The 21,033-nt window shown below is 44.3% G+C and carries 16 protein-coding genes; 9 read left to right on the top strand and 7 right to left on the bottom strand.

Going from position 1 to position 21,033, the window contains the following annotated elements:
* The first annotated feature begins 3 nt into the window (after positions 1-3).
* The 3 genes from AAFP14_RS14595 (at position 4) to AAFP14_RS14585 (ending at position 2,061) form a co-directional block, all read left to right on the top strand.
* A complete protein-coding gene (locus tag AAFP14_RS14595) occupies positions 4-540 on the top strand; it encodes a GNAT family N-acetyltransferase (protein ID WP_341732974.1) in 537 nt (178 codons plus the stop codon).
* Positions 541-677: 137 nt separating this feature from the next.
* Complete coding sequence (locus AAFP14_RS14590) at positions 678-1,424, top strand: HEAT repeat domain-containing protein (RefSeq protein WP_341732973.1); 747 nt, start codon at positions 678-680, stop codon at positions 1,422-1,424.
* 52 nt (positions 1,425-1,476) lie between these two features.
* Positions 1,477-2,061 carry a Uma2 family endonuclease gene (locus AAFP14_RS14585; RefSeq protein WP_341732972.1) on the top strand — a complete coding sequence of 195 codons (585 nt, stop codon included), beginning with the start codon at positions 1,477-1,479 and terminating at the stop codon, positions 2,059-2,061.
* Between the two features lie 267 nt (positions 2,062-2,328).
* Here the strand turns inward: AAFP14_RS14585 and AAFP14_RS14580 are convergent, their stop codons facing one another.
* The 5 genes from AAFP14_RS14580 to AAFP14_RS14560 all read right to left on the bottom strand — a co-directional run bounded on the left by AAFP14_RS14580 (position 2,329) and on the right by AAFP14_RS14560 (position 6,537).
* Positions 2,329-3,102 (bottom strand): class II aldolase/adducin family protein, encoded by a 774-nt coding sequence (locus AAFP14_RS14580; RefSeq protein WP_341732971.1) that lies wholly within the window; start codon positions 3,100-3,102, stop codon positions 2,329-2,331.
* Between the two features lie 105 nt (positions 3,103-3,207).
* Entirely contained in the window at positions 3,208-3,888 is a 681-nt protein-coding gene (locus AAFP14_RS14575) for a hypothetical protein (protein ID WP_341732970.1), read from the bottom strand.
* A 125-nt stretch (positions 3,889-4,013) separates the two neighbouring features.
* Positions 4,014-5,276, bottom strand: a complete 1,263-nt coding sequence (locus AAFP14_RS14570; RefSeq protein WP_341732969.1) for a BaiN/RdsA family NAD(P)/FAD-dependent oxidoreductase — start codon at positions 5,274-5,276, stop codon at positions 4,014-4,016.
* Positions 5,277-5,288: 12 nt separating this feature from the next.
* The gene (gene rd, locus AAFP14_RS14565; protein ID WP_341732968.1) at positions 5,289-5,447 is read right to left on the bottom strand and encodes a rubredoxin; all 159 of its coding nucleotides are present in this window, start codon (positions 5,445-5,447) and stop codon (positions 5,289-5,291) included.
* 322 nt (positions 5,448-5,769) lie between these two features.
* Entirely contained in the window at positions 5,770-6,537 is a 768-nt protein-coding gene (locus AAFP14_RS14560; RefSeq protein WP_341732967.1) for a ChaB family protein, read from the bottom strand.
* A gap of 218 nt (positions 6,538-6,755) precedes the next feature.
* Here AAFP14_RS14560 and AAFP14_RS14555 point away from each other — a divergent pair, with 218 nt between their 5' ends.
* From AAFP14_RS14555 to AAFP14_RS14540, 4 genes are all read left to right on the top strand, one after another.
* Positions 6,756-7,430 (top strand): polysaccharide deacetylase family protein, encoded by a 675-nt coding sequence (locus AAFP14_RS14555; RefSeq protein ID WP_341732966.1) that lies wholly within the window; start codon positions 6,756-6,758, stop codon positions 7,428-7,430.
* A gap of 19 nt (positions 7,431-7,449) precedes the next feature.
* Positions 7,450-8,436 (top strand): hypothetical protein, encoded by a 987-nt coding sequence (locus AAFP14_RS14550; RefSeq protein WP_341732965.1) that lies wholly within the window; start codon positions 7,450-7,452, stop codon positions 8,434-8,436.
* An 85-nt stretch (positions 8,437-8,521) separates the two neighbouring features.
* Positions 8,522-10,003, top strand: coding sequence for an S-layer homology domain-containing protein (locus AAFP14_RS14545; RefSeq protein ID WP_341732964.1), 1,482 nt, complete (start codon positions 8,522-8,524; stop codon positions 10,001-10,003).
* 277 nt (positions 10,004-10,280) lie between these two features.
* On the top strand, positions 10,281-10,955 hold the full coding sequence (locus tag AAFP14_RS14540; RefSeq protein WP_341732963.1) for an acetoacetate decarboxylase family protein: 675 nt from the start codon (positions 10,281-10,283) through the stop codon (positions 10,953-10,955).
* 98 nt (positions 10,956-11,053) lie between these two features.
* Here the strand turns inward: AAFP14_RS14540 and AAFP14_RS14535 are convergent, their stop codons facing one another.
* Together AAFP14_RS14535 and AAFP14_RS14530 are read right to left on the bottom strand one after the other, a co-directional pair.
* Positions 11,054-11,533 (bottom strand): orange carotenoid protein N-terminal domain-containing protein, encoded by a 480-nt coding sequence (locus AAFP14_RS14535; protein ID WP_341732962.1) that lies wholly within the window; start codon positions 11,531-11,533, stop codon positions 11,054-11,056.
* A gap of 377 nt (positions 11,534-11,910) precedes the next feature.
* Positions 11,911-14,973 (bottom strand): MFS transporter, encoded by a 3,063-nt coding sequence (locus tag AAFP14_RS14530; RefSeq protein WP_341732961.1) that lies wholly within the window; start codon positions 14,971-14,973, stop codon positions 11,911-11,913.
* A 709-nt stretch (positions 14,974-15,682) separates the two neighbouring features.
* On the opposite strand from AAFP14_RS14530, the gene proS reads away from it, so the two are divergent.
* On the top strand, positions 15,683-17,737 hold the full coding sequence (gene proS, locus AAFP14_RS14525) for a proline--tRNA ligase (protein WP_341732960.1): 2,055 nt from the start codon (positions 15,683-15,685) through the stop codon (positions 17,735-17,737).
* Positions 17,738-18,062: 325 nt separating this feature from the next.
* The gene (locus AAFP14_RS14520; RefSeq protein ID WP_341732959.1) at positions 18,063-21,032 is read left to right on the top strand and encodes an adenylate/guanylate cyclase domain-containing protein; all 2,970 of its coding nucleotides are present in this window, start codon (positions 18,063-18,065) and stop codon (positions 21,030-21,032) included.
* Position 21,033 lies beyond the last annotated feature (1 nt).

Raw genomic sequence — 21,033 nt, 5'->3', positions numbered from 1 at the left:
CAGATGTCTGGGGATCTGATACCGGGCTATGGGCTGCGATCGGGTTCTGGACTCGATCGGGCAATTTTGGTAAAGTTTATGCACCGGACCTATGGAGAGCTTTACCCAGATGGGGAATTGGGACATTTGGCTCAAACAGTTGAGCAATATTTTTCCAAGCAGACACCGCTTTGGTTGGTGGAGTGTCAGAACAACATGGGGGAAGAGGAAGCAAATTTATCGGCACTTCCATCTTCTCAACCAAAGCCGAAATCTCAAGTTCAAAATCTCAAATCGGCTGTGGGATGTTTGTGGTTGGGAAATGCGATCGACCAATGCACCGGAGAACGCTACTCTCACATTTTTCTGCTGTATGTATCGCGGGAACACCGCCGTTTGGGAATCGGTAAGTCCTTAGTTAATCATGCGGAAAATTGGGTAAGAAAAAGGGGCGATCGACAAATTGGTTTGCAAGTATTTATGAGTAATCAGCCCGCATTGAATCTGTATCAAAAATTAGGATATAAAAGTCATTCCCTCTCGATGATAAAATCTTTATAATTGGTTAGTTGTTATTCGTTATTCCTGATTGGGGGCAGACAACAGACAACAGATAACAGCCAACCGACGACAGCCAACCGACAACAGCCAACCGACTGAGTTGCCCAGGAGCATCCTCAGTGCAGTAAAGTTTTTTTATGCACAATAACGACTACCCGATCGCCATTGATACCGACTTGGAACTGGAAAGCTATTTGGATCAACTCGAAGAATCCGAACCCCCGCTGCCAGATCCAGAGGAAATGCTGCCTTTACTCGAATCTCCAGAAGCTCAGCACCGAATGATGGCGGCGCGGGCTTTTTGCGAATTGCAAGAGGAGCGAGCAATTCCACATTTAATTATTTTGTTGAGAGACGGCTGCCCCTTAGTGCGGGTGAGCGCAGCCTATGCCTTGGGCAGAAATCCGAGTCCCGATGCTGTGGAACCCCTGATTGACCAACTAAACCGGGATTGGAACGGTTACGTTCGCAAAGGAGTAGTTTGGGCTCTGGGCAATTGCCGGGATCATCGCGCTTTAGTACCTTTAATTGATGCTTTGAAAACTGATATTTCAGCGGTGCGTTTGTGGGCTGCCAGTTCCCTAGGTCAGATGGCAAAGGTTGGTTACTATGTGGTGATTGCTGCGATTCCGCCGTTGATTCAATCGCTGCGCCGAGATGCTGTGTCTGCTGTGCGAAGTAACTCTGCTTGGGCGATCGGGCAACTAGCCCGCGAATTGCCGAATAATGTAGTGTATGCCGGGGCGATCGATGCTTTGATTGAATCTTTAGAAGAAGACGAAGATATGGGCGTGCGAGAAGATGCTAAATCTTCGCTGTTGCGAGTCGGCGATCCGCGCGGTTTGCAGATAATTGAAGACTTGGAAATGGAAGGAAATTTTTGAAATAATTAGTACAATAAAACACTATAGCCCTTCTCAGTCATCTTCACATTCTATGGTTGCCCAACACTTCTACATCTCCCCCGAAGACTACCTAGAAGCTGAGCGTGTCAGCCCCATCAAGCACGAGTACCGTCGGGGGCGTGTCTACGCCATGGCTGGGGCTAAAAAACCCCATGTGGTGATTGCTGGCAATCTATCGTCACTGCTCAATGTTCATCTGAAAGAGCAGCCGTGTCTTGTCATGGCATCGGATATTAAGGTGAGGCTAGAAACAGCAGACTGTTACTATTACCCCGATGTTGTTGTAACTTGCCATCCAGAGGACATCACGACCACCGAGGATTTTATCCGCTACCCTAAACTGATTATTGAAGTATTATCAAAATCTACGGCAAATTTTGATAGTACGGAAAAGTTTGCCGATTACCAAACCTGTTCCACATTAGAAGACTATGTGTTAGTCAGCCAGACTGAGCAACAGATTGTTCATTACACCCTTAAGGATGGTCTATGGCTGCGACATGAAGTGACAGATAGAGTAGGGGTAGAACGATCGCAGTTTCTCTATTTGCCTAGTGTTGATTGTGAGTTAACCCTGCCAGATATCTATCGCAAAGTACCAGGTATTGAAGCCTAGATTGATCTACTCACCACCCGCTTCCGCGAACAAGAAAAGCAGTTCTAGAACAACGGGGTTTTAAACCCACTTTTCTGATAAAAAAGGATGCTCCCCTCAGATTTTGGATAATACCAATTTAATGTGAAGTTGCATATATCTCGATCCCCCTCGCATCCCCCTTAATAAGGGGGACTTTGAGGAGAATCTTGTTCCCCCCTTATTAAGGGGGGTTAGGGGGGATCAGATTCTATGCAGCCTCATAAAAAACTGGTATAAGTCCTAATGCTAATCTAACAAGTCAGGTTCTCGACGCACTATCATATCGTAAAGCGGTTGAAAGCTAAACCATCCCATACGATGCGAGCCCACTTGCTGCTGAGTTAAATGCGCGTATTCTGGTTGGATTAAAATCGGTTTTCCCGCTGCTTCTGCCATTAATTGCGCTTGACAACAACGTTCCATGGCAATAAACCACCAAGCCGCTTCATCTACTGTTTCACCCACTGTTAACAGTCCGTGATTTTGGAGAATAATCGCTTTTTTCTCACCTAAACTTTTGGCAATGCGTTTAGCTTCTTCGATTTCCAAAACAACTCCGGTGTAATCGTCAAATAAAGCGTGGTCTTGGTAAAAAGAACAAGCATCTTGCGTTAGGGGGTCTAGGAGGCGACCCAAACTCGACCAACTTTTACCGTAGGGAGAATGGGCGTGGGCTGCGGCAATTACGTCGGGCCGCGCGCTATGGACTTGGGAATGAATGGCAAAAGCGGCTTCGTTTACGGGTTTATTTCCTTCGACAACTTCGCCTTTATGATTGACTAAAATTAGGTCGCTGACTCGAATTAAACTGAAGTGCATTCCAAAGGAGTTGACCCAAAAATGGTCTAGGTGTTCGGGATCGCGGACGGTAATATGTCCGGCAATTCCTTCGCTGAATCCGAAGCGGGCAAATAATCGAAATGCTGCTGCTAGACGCTGTTTGCGGTGGCTGCGTTCGGCTTCTATTGAGTTGAAGGTTGGGGGTTGAATTGTGACTTTGGGAACTTTGATTGCAACCATATATTTTGTGATTGGTAATGGAAAATGGGGGATTGGGCATCGGGAATTGGGCCTTGGGAATTTTCTTCTTTCTGCCCTCGGACTTCTTTCCATCCGTTACATTCCTTACATAATCCCTTGCCGAACTTCTTCGCTGAGGCGTAAACCTGCGATGTTTTTGCAGTCAAAGGTGGCGTTGTTGCCGGGGTGGCGTTCGATTAATTCGATGATTTGTCCGGCGGGGTTTTGCAGGAACCACTGAGTTAAGGAGCTGGAATTTAGAGGCTGCTGGGATAGGGGTTTGAAGTTTTTCTTGTGCCATATTATAGCAGCATTTTGCACGTTTTCAACTCGAATCGCGACGTGGTGAACTGCTTCTAATCCTCTTTGTTGCTGGAAGCGGTATGTTTGGTCGCCTGCTGCGTGGGGTGCATCTAATACGACTAAGCCGCCGGCTGGCATTAATAAGGTCATTAAATGCAGCCACAAATCCGAGGGAATATTGATGTTTTCCGCACAAAAGTTAATGGGAAATAAGTCTGGTCCTTCGACTGTTTTTGCGCCGAAGGGGCGGAAAGATTGGGCGTATTTTTCTAAGGCTGTGCGACTGGGAAATGTGATGACAAAGTGGTCGATCCAAACAGGTTGTTCGTAGAGGTTTGTCTCAAAATTCCAGTTGGTTAAAAATTCAGGAGTTGTAAATTCTGGGTTGAGTTCCAGTAAGCCATTTGTTTCGATGAAAGGTGAGTCAAAATGGCATTCCAAGTTGCGATCGACTTCTGGGGTTTTCAGCTTTAAGTTTTTCATGTGTTTGACCCGATGTTGACTAGGCAAAACTGCGAATTTTTTTTACAGGCTGAACAGGACGCACAATTTATCCGTTTCATCTAGAAATTAACACAAATTTTAATATTTGCCAGTAATTCGCCTGTTCATGTGCCGATCGCACTTCCAGCCAGCCACGCCGTAGTCCAAGCACTTTGGAAGTTGAAACCACCTGTTACGCCGTCGATATCCAAGATTTCCCCAGCAAAGTAAAGTCCCCGACAGCGACGACTTTCCATAGTTTTGAAATCGACTTCTTTTAAGTTAACGCCCCCACAGGTGACGAATTCTTCCTTAAATGCGCCTTTTCCTGTTATCTGATATTCGCCTTGGACGAGCTCTTGGAGGAGTTTGTCGAGGGTTTTATTGGAGATATCAGCCCAGCGTTTTGGCTCGTCAATGCCGATCGCACTTGTCAAACGTTCCCACAGGCGGCGCGGAATCGGAAACGGACAACTAGAGACAACTAATCGGTGGGACAACTGGGACTTCACCCCTAACAATTGCTGTCGCAAAACTTCTGGGTTGTATTGGGGAAGCCAATTTATTAACACAGGAGCTCGATAATGGCGATCGTGCAAAAATCTCGCACCCCAAGCCGAAAGTTTGAGTACAGCAGGCCCACTCAAACCCCAGTGAGTAATTAACAAAGGCCCGCTTTGTTCTAATTTGGCTCCTGGCAATTTTACCTTAGCATTAGCAACAGAAACGCCAGCTAAATCTTGAATTCGGCTATCAGAAATGTTAAAAGTAAATAGAGAAGGAACAGGCAGTTCGATGGTGTGGCCTAAATCTTTTGCCCACTTGAAACCAGAGGGATTGCTACCAGTAGCCAGAAGCAGGCGATCGCACTTTAATTTCTCCCCCGACTTCAACTCAATTTCAAACCTAGGGGCCGTGGACGGTGCGTGCCCGTCCTCCCCGATATCCCAGGTTAATTGCTTGACTAAAACTACCGCATCACCAGTGCGAATTTGCACCCCAGCATCCTCAGCGGCCCGGATCAAACAATTAACAATTGTCGCCGAATCATCTGTCACGGGAAACATTCGCCCATCTGCTTCAGTTTTCAATGTAACAGAATGACTAGCAAACCATTCGACAGTATCGCGAGGTTGAAATCGAGTAAATGCACCGCGTAGAGCTTTCCCTCCTCTGGGGTAATTCTGTACTAAAATAGCGGGGTCAAAACAAGCATGAGTTGCGTTGCAGCGGCCCCCACCAGAGATGCGAACTTTTGCCAGGAGTTGCCTCCCAGCTTCTAATAAAGTGACGCGGGCTTGGGGGTACATTTTAGCACAAGTAATTGCACTAAAAAAACCCGCAGCACCGCCACCGACCACTGTAATTTTAAGGCTTCGATTTGACAATTCTTTTCTCGCTTATTCTGGTTCAAAATCGGATTTTTGTGCCCCGCAAGTGGGACAAACCCAATCATCGGGGATATCCTCAAAGGCAGTACCGGGAGCTATTCCCGATTCCGGGTCGCCGACTTCTGGGTCATAGACGTAATTGCAAATTGTACAGAGGTATTTTTGCATTGAGCCACTGAGTTTGAGCTGGTAAATATCTATATTGTACTTGACAAAGTAACATTAGTATTATAATGATACCAATTTTAAAAAAGAATGCAACAGTAGTCTTGTCCCTCCCCTTTATAAGGGGGGGGTTAGGGGGGGTCAAAGATTGTTACACGATTTTAGATAAATGGTATGATTTTCCCATAGCACCCTTCTTTAGGCAAGTTTTCAACTATTACACATTCTGTTTTTCCCAATCTACCATCTAAAATTGCACAAGCCCCCAGAACCGAAGTTCTAGAGGCTAAACTCTATCTTTTATTAATTTACCACTTTCTGGGAACTAGACTTTGACTAAAGGCTTTGTCCAAACGCCATGTTCGTCTTCTTCGTACTGCTGATGAATAGTTTCCCATGCGGTGTGTTCCGCTTGTATAGAGTCTTTGCTTTCGTCAAAGGCGGCGTTGTAGGATTCTATAAATGTTTTTTGAGCTGCTTCCGACAGGTGCGATCGCACTTCTGGAGACAAATCTGCCGGACTATTACAACGACCTGTGCAAGCTCGTGGCAGTGTCATTTCACTAATAGCTATTTCTTCGCCACCCGCACTTTCTAATAATAGTTGAAATTCGCCACTTCTGTCGGCCGGAACTTCTGCCATTACCAGAAATTCTCCTGCTTCCACGCGGGTTTGATAAATAGTTGCTTTGTCTTCGGGCATTCCCAAAGCAACTAAAGCCGAGACTAAACCAGCACCCGCAGAACCGGCGATCGCCCCGCTAGCTGCACCCAACAATACAGCACCCAAGGGACCCGCCGATACTACAGCACCGACAAAGGGAATAAACAACACGCCAACACCTGTTAGCAAACCCAAAAAAGAACCAAATAACGAACCAAAAATCGCCCCACTGCGCAAGCCACCTAAAATTACATCTTTTTTAGTCAGAAACCCAGCAATTTTAGTTTTGGACTGAAAATTTTTCCCCATTACTGAAATGTGGTCGCGGGAGACACCGCGATCGAGCAAGCGTCTAATCACACCGTCTAGTTGTTCTTCTTCTTTAAATACGGCTGACACTGTACGTTCTGCTAAATATGCTTCTGTCATTTTTAAGACCTTCAGTTTTGGTTGATTAGTTACGATTTTTAGTATATGATTACATCGTAGGCTAATCGCATCGACCTTGAGATAGAGGTCTCTAGGTAGTATTTCTCTAGGCACTCTATCAAAGGAGTTAAAATTTAATTAAGCTGATTAAACCTGTCTGAGCGGGGTTTTTCGGAAGATTTATATGGTAGACTAACTCAATTTTTATAGGTTAATTAATGCAGCTAGCACCTTTATTTCCAGTTGTTCACCCGATTCTCAAAACAGCTTTTCCCGGATGCTTGTGGACGGGAGATGCCAACAGTCGCAAAATTGCCCTAACTTTTGATGACGGACCGCACCGACAGCACACGCCTCAACTGTTAAAAGTTTTAGACAAATATAACATTACAGCTAGTTTTTTCTGGCTGGGTTTTTGCGTGGACAGACACCCCGAAGTGGCTAAACAAGTTTGCGATCGCGGACACTGGATCGGTCTCCACGGCTACCAACACGTATCCTTTCCCAAACTCAAACCACAGGAATTAAAGCAAAGTTTAGAAGATACGCAAAAAGCAATTTCCCAAGCTTGCAATTTAGACCCCAAATTAATCCGCGATGTGCGGCCTCCCAATGGCTTTTTTACCCCTCAAACACTCCAGTTATTAAAACAGTGGGAATATCGCCCTGTGATGTGGAGTGTTGTCCCGGAAGATTGGGTGCGGCCGGGGGTTTTGACAGTTGTCAACCGCGTCATGGAGCAAACTGGAAACGGTTCAATTATTGTACTGCATGACGGTTATTGCGGTGGCGAGGATGTGGCGGCGGCTGCGGCAAAAATTATTCCCTTGCTTTTGGCAAGAGGTTACAATTTTGTTAGCATAGAACAACTTTGGCAACAGGTCAAAAATTAACTCATTTCAGCATTAATTCATGAAAAAAGCACTGTTTATAGCATCTATTGGTTTTTTGAGTGCCGGAAGGGCGATCGAGCTGATGCCGACTGTCGTTATTGCACAGCCTCCAATTGTAGCACAGCAGCCAGCCAGGGAGAACTCCATACCCATTCGCACCTCCCAACCCCCTCAAATCCAAATCATCAACCTGGGAGCAGAACCGCGACAGCAAATGCGTTTAAAACCCGCTCTGAATGTCAAGCAAACAACCTTGATGACTATCAAAATGGGCATGAAAATATCTGCTGGCGGTCAGTCTACCCAGGAAATAAAAGTTCCCACATCCGTGGTGACTATGGAAACAGAAGCTACTAAGATTGATGCCAATGGGGATATTCACTATCAGTTTTCTTACACTAAGGCAGATGTCACTAGCGATAATACAAATGCTCCCCCTTCTGCCCTGGAAAGTATGCGTTCCTCCATCAAAAAACTGGTAGGATTGAAAGGCTCTTTCATCATGGACAGTCGCGGCTTCAGTAAAGGAGGTGACTTTATTGTGCCAGAAGGAGCTGACAATAACTTCAAGCAAATAATTAGACAAATGTCTCAATCTATAGAGCAACTTTCAGTGCAACTGCCAGCAGAAGCAGTCGGCAAAGGAGCTAAATGGAGATTGGATTTTCCGCTAAATTCTAACGGAATTAATGTCAACAATATTGCTACCTATGAATTGATGAGTTTTCAAGAGGGAGTTGCAGTTTTGAATATAGGTTTAGAACAGCAAGCAAAACCCCAAAGTGTCAACTCGCCCCAACTTCCGGCCGGCTCTAATATAAATCTCCAATCTTTGGCTTCTCAAGGTAGGGGAGAATCCACAATCCGGTTGGATAAATTAATGCCTGTTCGCTCTGCTGTTTCTATGAATTCAAATAGCGAAATGAGTGTTAAAAGTGCTGGTAGTCCTCAAGAATCGACCATAAAAACTCAATTGGCGATGGAGATTACTTTAGATTCTCAATAAGTGCTAAATCAGGGTAGAATACCTAATACTATGTAAACCTTGCGTAAGTTTCGATCGCAAATGTGGTGACAAAGGAGGATGCTGTATGGTTCGATCGCACAAAAGTCAAGCATTCATTGCTTTGCTGGTAGCTTTGGGAATAATCCTGGGAAATTTGTTGCTTCCGGGCACAAATCTAAGTCCGGCATTTGCTCAAGCTAAATTCAAGGATGTGAAAGACCATTGGGCTCAAGCTTGTATCGAAGATTTAGCCGATAAAAAAATAATTACCGGCTACTACGAAGACGGCACTTTTCGACCAAATCGCCCTGTCAGTCGCGCTGAATTTGCGGCGATGCTTCGCAAGGCTTTTCCTGATGCAAAAACTGTCCGTAATCCCATTAGTTTTGTAGATATTCCCACGAATTATTGGGCTTTTCAAGCTATTCGAGAAGCTTATCAAACAGGCTTTATGTCTGGTTACAGTGGCAGTATTTTTAACCCAACTTTGAATATTTCTAGGTGGCAAGTTTTAGTGGCTTTAACCAGCGGATTGAAATATACACCCACTGGACCTGCGGCTGAAATTTTGGATGCAACTTTTGAGGATGTGCGGGAAATTCCAGAACCGGTAAGAAATGCGATCGCCGCCGCTGCCGAAAAACAACTGGTGGTCAATTATCCCGCTGTCAAACAACTAGAACCAACTCGCAACGCAACTCGCGCCGAAGTAGCAACTTTCCTGTGTCAAGCAATTGCGAAACCAGGACAAACAGCCTTAGTTCCCTCCCAATATGTCGCCCAAGTTCCGCCGAATGTGGGGCCGCCTAGAACCACAGAAACCTCGGAATTTGAGAAAGTTCGGGCGGAATTTTCCTTTGTGAAAGAAGCGGAAAACGCTAAAAATATGCGAATTAAAATTATCCGTGATGGTCAAACTTTATTAGACGAACCTGTGCTAATTCCGACTCGTTCCCTAGTAGACAACCCGGACCAAAAAACCAGCGAAGAAGTTTCTGAAGGGCGGTTTTTATCGCTGCGAGTCAGGGATTTTGATGGGGACAAGGAACCGGAAGTGTTGGCAGAGTTGGTCTCCACCAAGAGCGGCTCTAACTGCTGCAATTATTCGTTTATTTATCGCTACGACTCGGCGACCAAAAAATACACTCATATCAAGCATTTCTGGGGCAATGTGAGCTATGAAATTGTCGATTTTGGCAAAAATGATATCCCAGAGTTCAAAAGTCTAGACGGGCGATTTGCCGAGGCTTTTACAAGTTATGCTGATTCGCGGCTACCACTGCAAATTTGGCAATACCGTCAAGGTAAAATGCAGGATGTAACTAAGCAGTATCCGGTGGAAGTCTATACCAACTCCTGTGAACTTTGGTTGGAATCTAACAAGCGTTTAAGTGAAAATAAGGAGGCTAAAGGGGTTTTCGCTGCTTATATGGCGAACCAGTATGTACTGGGACAGCAGGTGGAAAGTTGGCTGTTATTGGAAAGAGTGTATCAAGGGCGCGATCGCACTGAGTTTTTTGGCAAGTTGCGCGAGTTTTTGGTAAATACTGGTTACGCTACTAAGTAGATTGTGAGGTTTTTAACCGCAGATTAACGCGGATATTAGGGGCGGGTTTTACGAAAAATATCTAATTCCCACCTTCAATCAACCTGCCCCCACACCACTAATTCAAAGAATTTACATGATGATTTACTGCTTGGTGGGGGCGGGTTTGTTTTAATCTTTAGTTATAGCCATGTATTGTTGGTGAAACCCGTTCCTACAGAATTTAGATATTCATCTAATTTCTGATTAGACCCTAAGCTAAAATAAATATAAAATCTGAAGTTTAAAAGCATTTAAAATGATATATCCACCTGCACCTTGGAAGTTGCAAGGGTACGCGATCGCCACTTTACAATTAGTAGATGTTGAACTCGTGCGCCCCCTGGTTCCTTCGGAGTTAGAAATCATCTCTGTGTTTCCCGGCAAAACCCTGGGTGGCATTTATATATCCTCCTATGGGTTAGGTTCCGTAATGGAATATAACGAATTAATTATAGTTAGTGGGATAGTTAATTATGGTGGCAAATGGGGCGCTTGGATTTCCCACATTTACGTAGACAATCCTAACTCTGTAGCAGGCGGGCGCGAGATTTGGGCACTACCTAAAGAAATAGCTCAATTTAGTTGGGAAGGCAGCGATTCGATCCCAGCATCATCCCTGGGATACCGCATCACTGTGCGTCAAGGAAACTGTCAACTTTGCAGTCTCAGTTACAGTCAACAAGGTTGGGCGTTACCGCTGTCTTTGAGTGGCAATGTTTTCAGTGCCAACAGCAATAATTTGCTATTTTTTCAAGGACAGTTTCAATGTCGCACCGGATTGATTCGAGGCGAATTAGAAATACCTCCAGAGAGCCCTTTTGCCCGGTTCAACTTAGGTCAGCCTTTGCTAACTGTTGCCTGCGAAGAGCTACATTTAATCGCAAATGGGCCGGAAGTTGTCGGCAACAGAGCAGTTGAGTTCAGCTATTAACTAAGCAACTGCTAAAATCAAAATCAAACTCAGAACCCCTAATTATTAAATAATTAGGGGTTCTGAGAGCACAAATTATGTAAAAATTGCTAATTTTTTTAAATGCCAGCGCCCGGAGCAGCTTCTGCACCCATTTCTAAAACAGTACCGCGCAGAAAATCAATTTGCTGCTGAAAATCCATGGTTTCAATCTTGCCTAATAAAGCTTTTCCTGCTTCTGGTAACTGATAGTCGGGAGGTACGGGAATAATAGTTCCTTCGTCCATTCCGACTGCTAAGAAATACCAAAAAGCCAGCTTAGTTTCTGGACTAAGGGAGCCATAAATGCGACTAATCTCAGTATTCGCTTTTGAAGCAATATCGCGCATCACTTGCAGTTGTTCTTCGTGGGGCAATTCCTTGACGCGATCGAACAAACCCTGAGCGATTTCGGAACCAGCAGCACCGGGAGCAGCAGGGGTAATAGATTTGCCCATTTCTGTGTAAACAAACCACAGTAAACCTAATTGGTCGTCTACACTCAAGGTCTTGATGTCTGCTTTTCCTTGGTCGTAAGCGCTGGTGGTGGTAAATGTCATTCGAGCCTCCAAAAGGTAATTTATTGCTCAGTTCTCTGATTAATTTGGAAAACTGTTTTTAGTTCTTAATAAAAGTTAGCGAATAAACACTCCACCTAGAATCTTGCTTAAGACAGAGATGATCCCCAACGTAATTTATGGCAGTAAATTAGCCCAAAACTGAAAAAATTGCCACCAAAGAATGAGGCGGATTGGACAACATTGTTGTACCTGCGACTGATTAAGATTGTTTAGTAGATCGATCGGACCTCAACAAATAAAGCCCAGACTTTTTGAAGAAGGCTGGGATCTAAAGCTGACGCATCGGCTGTCCAAAAAAAGGCTAGCTTTTGGCTAGCCTATAATCAGGAGAATTGTAGATCAAACTCTTTTAAACTTTAGCTAAGCAAACCTGAAATGCCGCCGACGGCGATCGCACCTGCTAAAGCCGAAACAGCTACAGAAGTGAGAGCCGTACCGAACAACCACCAAGCAGCACTTGCAGCAGCTTCCCGCGCTTCTTCTGCTTGGTGTTTAGCCTTCTCCTTAAGTTGTTTGATGCGTTTTTTCGCGGACTCTTGCAGGCGTTCTGAGCGCGACAGAACCGTGTCCCGTGCTCCTTCAATCTGGTCGATAATCTTGTTAGCATTAGCTTCGGAAATATCGGGACGAGAGCTAATTACAGCAACTAAAGTTTCCCGATCGAACTGACTTACACGTTCCTTAATCGCCTCAAATCCTGCCTGGGGATCGTCAAATACTTTGCGGAAATCGCGCTTGATACCTTCATAATTAAGTTCTGGGCGCTCCAGGGAATTGAGATAATCCCGAATTTTCCCGAAAATACCGTCTAGTGCTGATTGAAATTTGTCCTGAACCATTTGAACTTGTTCGACAAATTGGTTGCGAACGGTTTCAATTTGGTCGGCAATTTTGTTAGCTTCTTCTTCCGAAATATCCTCCCGCTGTGACAGCAAGGCTACCAGAGTCGAACGATCGAAATGCTGGAGGCGATCGCCCAAATTCTGCATCCCCATTCCGGGTTCGCTAAACAACAATTGTAAATCCCGTTTAATACTTTCAGGATTGAGTTCTTCCTTGTTAGTATTCCGCAAGTAATTTTCCAAATTCCCTTGGAAATCCCGCACCGTTGCTTGAGCGCGAGATGCCAAGCGGCGTGGAGATTTAACAATGCTGCGGAGCGAATCCTGGACGCGATCGATCGTCCGATTTATTTGTTCTTCGCTCAAATCTTCCCGTTGTGAAAGCAACTTCACCAAAGTTTCGCGATCGACCTGAGAAAGTCTTTCCCGCAAAGCCAAAGCACCCTCTTTCGGATTCTCAAACAGTTTGGTCAAATCTTGCTTGATACCTTCTGGATCGAGTTCTTCCAAGTTAGTATTCCGCAGGTACTCGCCAATCTTAGCAGTAACTTCTTCGTACTGCTGCTTAGCTTTATCTGCAACTATTTGTGGCGCGTTGATCATGTTATCGCGCACAGATTCAATCCGGTCGATCGCCTGATTTACCTGTTCTTCGCTGAGGTCTTGGCGCTGTGACAGCAACTGCACCAGGGTATCGCGATCGAATTGAGATAAGCGTTCCCTCAGTGCCTTAAAGCCTGCTTGCGGGTCTTCAAACAAAGTTTGAAACTCGCGCTCGATACCTTCAGGATTGAGTTCTTCCTTGTTAGTATTGCGGAGGTATTCTTCTACCTTTTGGCGCAATTCTTGCGCTTTCGATTTCGCTTGCTCTTGCAATTCCTGAGCTTGAGAAATCACTCGATCGCGCGAACTTTCGAGGCGACCGATTAATTGGTCGGCTTCTTCCGGGCTGAAATCTTCCCGCTGACCTAGCAACTGTACCAAAGTATCGCGATCGAATTGCGATAGGCGATCGCGCAAAGCCTCAAAACCAGCATCCCGGTCTTCCAAAAGCGCTTGAAAATCCTTCTCGATACCTTCAGGATTCAATTCTTCCTTACCAGTCGATCGCAAATAATCTTCAATCCGACTCCGCAAATCTTGAGACTGTTCCTCAGAAGCAGCAGGTTGCACAATTTCCAGCACTTCCTGGCGGACACTTTCAAGCTGTTCAGCAATTTCCTTTGTCTGTTCCTCAGTAAAGCCTTCTCGGCGACCGAGAATCCCGACAAAATACTCTGGATTCAACACTTCTAATTGGTGTAAAATAGCACCAGGAGCAGCATCGGGGTCGTAAATAACATCCCTAAATTCCTGCTTAATAGTCTCTCTGTTTAAATGCCAAGGCTGAGAATTTAGCAAATAATTCTCCACATCAGCTTTAACCGTATGGAAAGAAAATGCAGGGAATTTATCCGCCACCTTAGACCCCAAAGATTTAGCTTTTTCCGTTCCTTTAGCGGTGAATTCCTGTAACTTACCCGAAATTTTTTCCACATCTACATCCGACAAATCCGTCCGCGACAGCAAAGTTCCGACTAGAGCTTCCACACCCAACTGCATCGCTCGGTTCATGCCATTGCTAGACTCAGATTTGTTTTCTGTAGTTGCCAAAACTTGAGATAATTTGGCATTCAGTTCATCAGACTTCAGCAAATCCGGTGCCGCCGACTTAAGAAAGTTAACCAACTCTAACTTCGGGTCTTGTGGCTGTTGTTGCTGACCGAATGCTTGCTTCCACACGCCTTCAAGTTGGTCTGCTACTTGATTTATTTCATCTTTGGAAAAATCAGTGCGACTGCTAACTAAATCTACAAAAGTCTGGCGGTTAACATTTTTCAGAACATCGCTTCCCGCCAAAGATTTGATATCCGCATCGCCCAGCAACTTTTCAAATTGACCGCGAATTTCTTTGACATCTAGCTTCGGTAGCTGCAAAGAACCAACATAATCTTGTACCGTTTCGCGAATGCTATCCGGGTCTACCGCCGAACTCAATTCGCGGCGGACAGCGGCTACAGATGCCTCTACAGTATTTACCATTTGGTCGCTAGCCATCTTCCCGCTCATGGCTGCACCGGCAGTACCCATGACACCTTGAACGCCGGAAAATGCTGTTTTCATCAAGGAACCAATCAAGGAACCGACGGCGCTAGAACCCAGCCAAACCAGAGTTAAAAAGTAGGCAGCCCAGATAACAACACCAATAATTGCCGCTCCATCTACGCTAGCAATAGAAGTTAGTTTGACTGCGAGAAAACAAGCCAAAAATAAGGCTATGTTGACTGTTACTAAAATCCAACCGCCTACTAGACTTTCTGTTTTACGAAATTTCGTGCCTAAACTTTCTGACTCGTCATCGTCATCGGGTAAAGCCTCATCCCAATTAGATATTTTGGCTGCAATCGAAAAGTTGGTTAACAAAAACTGGAAGCCAAAAGCCATAATGACTCCGGCGATTAATGCTACAAAGAATTGTGGGCTTAAAAACATTAGCCCTCCGATATCTGGGTGGTCTAATGGTACATTTTCTAACATAATTTACCTCCTAAATTTTCAGCCTAATTAGGCATAGTGAAATCTATCCCCCATATTTGCAAGGGGATATTGCCATCTTTAGATGGTTGTTGCCACTTTCAAATTTTTTGAATCATGAGTTAGTTACTGCTCAGTAGCAGTTTCCCGTTTAGGCCATACATCAGTAGAGATGCTTAGTAACTCAGCAATCCAAAATTATCGTTTTTTAGGGCGATGGTTCTATACATTTATCATGGCAACTTGGGTTTATAAATTAATCCATCTAAAGTCTGAAATTAGTTTTAAAATAATTTAGTAAGCAGAGTTCGTTTAAAAGCAGCAAATCCAATGCCGAAGGCGATCGCCACCAATTATAAATATTAGTAAACTACGCCACAGCCTACAGTAAATATCGTAGAGTGCGCTATCAACTTATGATTTTGTTTGATGATGATGGTGAAAATTACCTAGTAATGGGGAGCGTTGGATCTGTATAATCAGTAGGGTGGGACGGAGGATTACTATTGATAGTTTGGCAAATAATTATTCATATATCTAATATATATCTGCTAAATATCTAAGAGACATCTCCTAAAAAGACTTTCGAGAACAGGTAGTACCCTGGTTCCACAATAATTATGGGAAAGGTCTAATCAAATCTGCCTTACCTCTGATAATATCAGAAGTTAATGTGAGATTAAAATCATTCAGTCATTAAAGGAAATCACCGATGCGACTCTCTCAAATGCTTTTTGTCACCCTCCGGGAAGACCCAGCAGAAGCAGAAATTCCCAGCCACAAACTATTACTCCGTGCGGGATACATCCGCCGCATCGGTAGCGGGATTTACGCTTATCTGCCTTTGATGTGGCGTGTACTCAAAAAAGTCTCCCAAATTGTGCGGGAAGAAATGGACGCTACAGGCGCTCAAGAATGCCTCTTACCACAACTCCAACCGGCCGATTTGTGGCGGGAATCGGGGCGCTGGGATACCTATACTCAAGCTGAAGGTATCATGTTTGCTCTCACAGACCGTCGCGATACAGAATTGGGATTGGGTCCAACTCACGAAGAAGTAATTACTACAGTTGCTAAGGATATGATTCGTTCTTATCGGCAATTGCCTACACATCTGTATCAAATTCAAACTAAATTTCGTGATGAAATTCGCCCGCGTTTTGGCTTGATGCGCGGTCGTGAATTTATTATGAAGGATGGCTATTCTTTCCACACTAGCGAAGAAAGCCTGAAAAAAACTTATCAGGATATGGCTCAAGCTTACAGCAATATGCTACGGCGATCGGGCTTGCAATTCCGAGCAGTAGATGCTGATTCTGGAGCCATTGGAGGCTCTGGTTCCCAAGAGTTTATGGTGTTGGCGGAAGCTGGGGAAGATGAAGTTCTCTACACCGAAGATGGTCAGTATGCTGCTAATTTAGAAAAGGCTGTGTCTATACCTGCTGATGCGGAACCCTCGTCTTTTACAACTTTTGAAAAGCGGGAAACACCGGGAACTGAAACCATTGAAAAACTCTGTAAGTTTCTCAAGTGTTCTCCTACTCAAGTTGTCAAAAATGTACTTTATGAGGCAGTTTATGACAGCGGTATGACTGTATTGGTACTGGTCAGCCTTCGTGGAGACCAAGATGTTAATCAGGTAAAATTGCTGAATGAATTAACCAAATTAGCGGGAAATTATCAAGCAAAAACTATCCTATTTTTGACTGTTCCAGATGCGGAAGCTCAGCAAAAATGGGCCGCTAAATCTTTGCCTCTTGGTTATATGGCTCCCGATGTTGCTGATGATTACATTGCCTCGAACCCCCCCCAACCCCCCCTTGGTAAGGGGGGGCAACAAGACTCAAATCCCCCCCTTGGTAAGGGGGGGCAACAAGACTCAAATCCCCCCCTTGGTAACGGGGGGCAACAAGACTCAAATTCCCCCCTTGGTAAGGGGGGGCAACAAGACTCAAATCCCCCCCTTGGTAAGGGGGGGCAACAAGACTCAAATTCCCCCCTTGGTAAGGGGGGGCAACAAGACTCAAATCCCCCCCTTGGTAAGGGGGGGCAAGGGGGGGTATCTCCCAAGTTTTTGCGTTTAGTCGATCGCACCGCAGTTGACTTGACAAACTTTGTCACTGGCTCGAACGAATCAGGATACCACGTTGTGGGAGCAAATTGGGGCAAAGAATTTGACCTACCGAATTTAGCAGTAGATGTCAGGAAGGCCAAAAAAGGCGATCGGGCTGTGCACAATCCCGAACAAACACTGCAAACCGCCAGAGGCATCGAAGTCGGCCACATCTTTCAATTAGGGACCAAATATTCTCAAGCAATGGGCGCTACCTACACCAACGAACAAGGCGAAGAAATGCCCTTAGTTATGGGTTGTTACGGCGTTGGTGTGTCGCGGTTAGCTCAATCTGCCGTAGAACAATCCTACGACAAAGACGGGATAATTTGGCCAGTGGCGATCGCCCCCTATCACGTTATCATCAGCATCCCCAATATTTCCGACACTCAACAAATGGAAGTCGCCGAAAAACTCTACGCAGAACTCAATCAATCTGGCATTGAAACTCTGTTAGATGACCGCGATGAACGTGCAGGAGTTAAATTCAAAGATGCGGATTTAATTGGCATTCCCTATCGGATTGTTCCCGGTCGTTCCCTCAAGTCTGGTAAAGTTGAAGTAGTTGAAAGATCGACTCACAAATCCCAAGAAATTATCATTGAAGAAGTAAACTCAACCTTAAAACAATGGATTAAGGAAGCTATTCAATGAAATATTTTCCGGGAATTTAAGGTTTGTAGTAAGGACTTCATTCCTTTCCTTTACTGTGAAAAATTAAAGCAATAAAGTCCTCACTACAAACGATATTTTCATCAGGGCTAAGGTTCGTAGTCAAGACTTCAGTCCGTTCGTGTTAGGATGGACAGGACTATAGTCCTCACTACAAACGATATTTTCATCGGGGCTAAGGTTAGTAGTAAGGACTTCAGTTGTTTCCTGTTAGCATGGATAGGACTAAAGTCCTCACTACAAAGGATGTTTTTTTATCTTATTATGATTTAAAAAAATATCAACCTACTCAAAATTAAATCTCGATATGAACCTGAACTTAAATCAGTTTCTGCGATTCCTTCAATCTGGAGTTGGACGATACTTACTTCAAGTAGCTTTAGTTGCTGTTACTTACGCCGTGGGGGCTAGACTGGCATACTCTATTCAAGGTGTTAGTCCCTTTGCAGCCTCCGTATGGCCGCCCGCAGGAATTGCACAAGCTGGACTCTTATTATTTGGGATCAGAGTCTGGCCAGCCATCATTTTAGGTGTATATTTGCTGAATTTGGTTAATCCAGCAGAAAAAATATTCCTGGTTTGGTTGGGAGGAAACATAGGAGCTATTTTGCAAGCTGTTGTTGCCGTAACTTTGTTGCAACGATTTGGTTTTCGTCGTTCTTTAGATCGTCTCAAAGATGTCGTTAACCTAGTGTTATTTGGAGGCATGATTGCTACTCAAATTAGTTGCACGCTGGGTTCTCTGTCTCTATATTTAGCAGGTAAAATAGATGGAAAACAATTTTGGGACGTTCGTTGGAATTGGTGGCTGGGAGACACCATGGGCGTTTTAATTTTAACTCCACTGATTCTACTATCTCCTTTATCAGCAGCAGCAGTTGATTCCCTGAAAAGACAATTAAAGATGAATCCTAAGTATTTAATTAATCAGGGGATATGGTTGATTGTCTTGAGCGGAGTTACTTGGTTAGTATTTGGCTTTAAAAATGAGGTGTTTATTTCGAGATATCCTATTGAATACTTGCCTTTTCCTTTAGTGATTTGGGGTGCTATCCAATTCCGTCAACGCGGTACTGTTTTGGCATCATTTATAGTATCTAGTATTTCTATTTGGGGGAGTTCCCAAGGCGGAGGCCCTTTTATTACTAAAGCGACAAATATCAGTCAGGCTATCTTATTTTTGCAAGCTTTTATGGCAGTAGTTACGATTACTTCGCTGTTATTGGCAGCGACAGTAGCGGAACGAGCCTCAGCCGAAAAATCTCTGCGAGAGAGCGAAATAAAATATCGAGAATTGGTGGAAAATGCCAACAGCATTATTTTGAAATTGGACTGTGAGGGAAAAATTACTTTTTTTAACGAGTTTGCCGAAAAATTCTTTGGTTATCAAGTAGAAGAAATTCTCGGCAAAAATGCACTAGGCACAATTCTGCCTCACATAGATATGCAAGGCAATAATTTAGAATTAATTTATCAAGAGCTTTTGGAAAATCCCGATCGCTTTACCAGTTACGAAAATGAAAATATCCGGCGCAACGGGGAACGAGTGTGGGTAGCTTGGGCAAACAAACCCCTGGTTGATGAGGGGGGAAAACTGGTAGGAATTCTCTGCATCGGCACGGATATTAGTAAAAGAAGGCGAGCAGAAATAGCACTACATAAGCTGAATGAAGAGTTAGAACTCAGAGTTAAAGAACGCACAATAGCTCTACAACAAAGCGAAATACAGCTCCAGAAACATAAGTCGGCATTAATAGAATTGGCTAAAAATAAAGCCCTGAACCATGGCGATTTTAAAACAGCACTACGAAAGATTACAGAAACTGCTAGCAATACTTTAGAAGTTGCTCGTTCCAGCATATGGCTCTACGATGAAAAACGCTCAAAAATTCAATGTCTGGATCTATTCGATAAAAAAACTAATTCCCATTCAGAGGGTTTAGAACTAGCGGAAGCATACTATCCAGCCTATTTTCAAGCACTGGGAGAAGAACGGGCTATTGCTGCGGTTGATGCGCGTCATGATTTTAGAACTAGAGAGTTTACCGACTCTTACTTGATTCCTTTCGGCATCACTTCTATGCTAGATACGCCGATTCAAATAGATGGAAAAACCGCCGGAGTTGTCTGTTTGGAACAGGTAGGAAACACGCGCTATTGGACTATTGAAGAACAAAGTTTTGCTGTTTCTTTAGCAGATTCCGTGACTTTTGCGGTGGAAGCGCGACAACGCCAGCGAGCAGAAGAAGCACTGCGACAAGCGGAAGAAAAATATCGCAGTATCTTTGAAAATGCGATCGTCGGCATTTTTCAAACTACCCCAGATGGGGAATATCTCAGCGCTAATCCTGCTTTGCTTCGGATTTATGGTAACAGTTCCCACTCCGAATTAGTTGGTACATTAACTAATGTTAGCCAACAACTTTATGTTGACCCCGATCGCCACGCCGAAGTTATCCGTTTAATAGAAAAACAAGGCAAAGTATCAGATTTTGAATCTCAGATTTACCGCCGAGATGGCAGCATTATTTGGATTTCTGAAAATACTTATACGGTTTGCGATAGCTATGGAAATTTACTCTATTACGAAGGCACTGTTCAAGATATCACCACTCGCAAACAAGCTGAAGCAGCCCTACGTTTAGAACAAGAAAAATCCGATCGCCTGTTGCTAAATATTCTGCCCCAGCCGATCGCCGAAAGGCTCAAACAAGACCAAAGTATCATTGCCGAGACATATACTGATGTTACTGTTTTATTTGCAGATATCGTCGGTTTTACCCAAATTAGCTCCCAAATTTCTCCCACGGAATTAGTTTCGTTGCTGAATGAGATTTTTTCTACCTTCGATCAGCTAGCAGAAAAGCATGGTTTGGAAAAAATTAAGACCATTGGTGACGCTTATATGGTAGTGGGAGGACTGCCAATGCCCCGTAGCGATCATGCGGAGGCGATCGCCCAAATGGCCCTCGATATGCAGCAAGCAATTGCCCAATTCAGCCATAGCCACAGCCAAAATTTCAGCATCAGAATTGGCATCAACAGTGGCCCCGTTGTCGCCGGAGTCATTGGTATCAAAAAATTCATTTATGATTTGTGGGGAGACACTGTTAATACCGCTTCCCGCATGGAATCCCATGGGTTGCCAGGACGTATTCAGGTGACACCTGCAACTTATGATATATTGCAAGAAAAGTATTTATTAGAAAGTCGAGGGATAATTGAAGTGAAAGGCAAAGGTAAGATGAACACTTATTTAATCAATGGCATCAAATGAA

The sequence above is a fragment of the Microcoleus sp. EPA2 genome, from assembly GCA_020882975.1.
GTDB lineage: Bacteria > Cyanobacteriota > Cyanobacteriia > Cyanobacteriales > Microcoleaceae > Microcoleus.
Note: the sequence above shows the minus strand (reverse complement) of the source record. Positions and strands in the feature narration are given on the sequence as shown.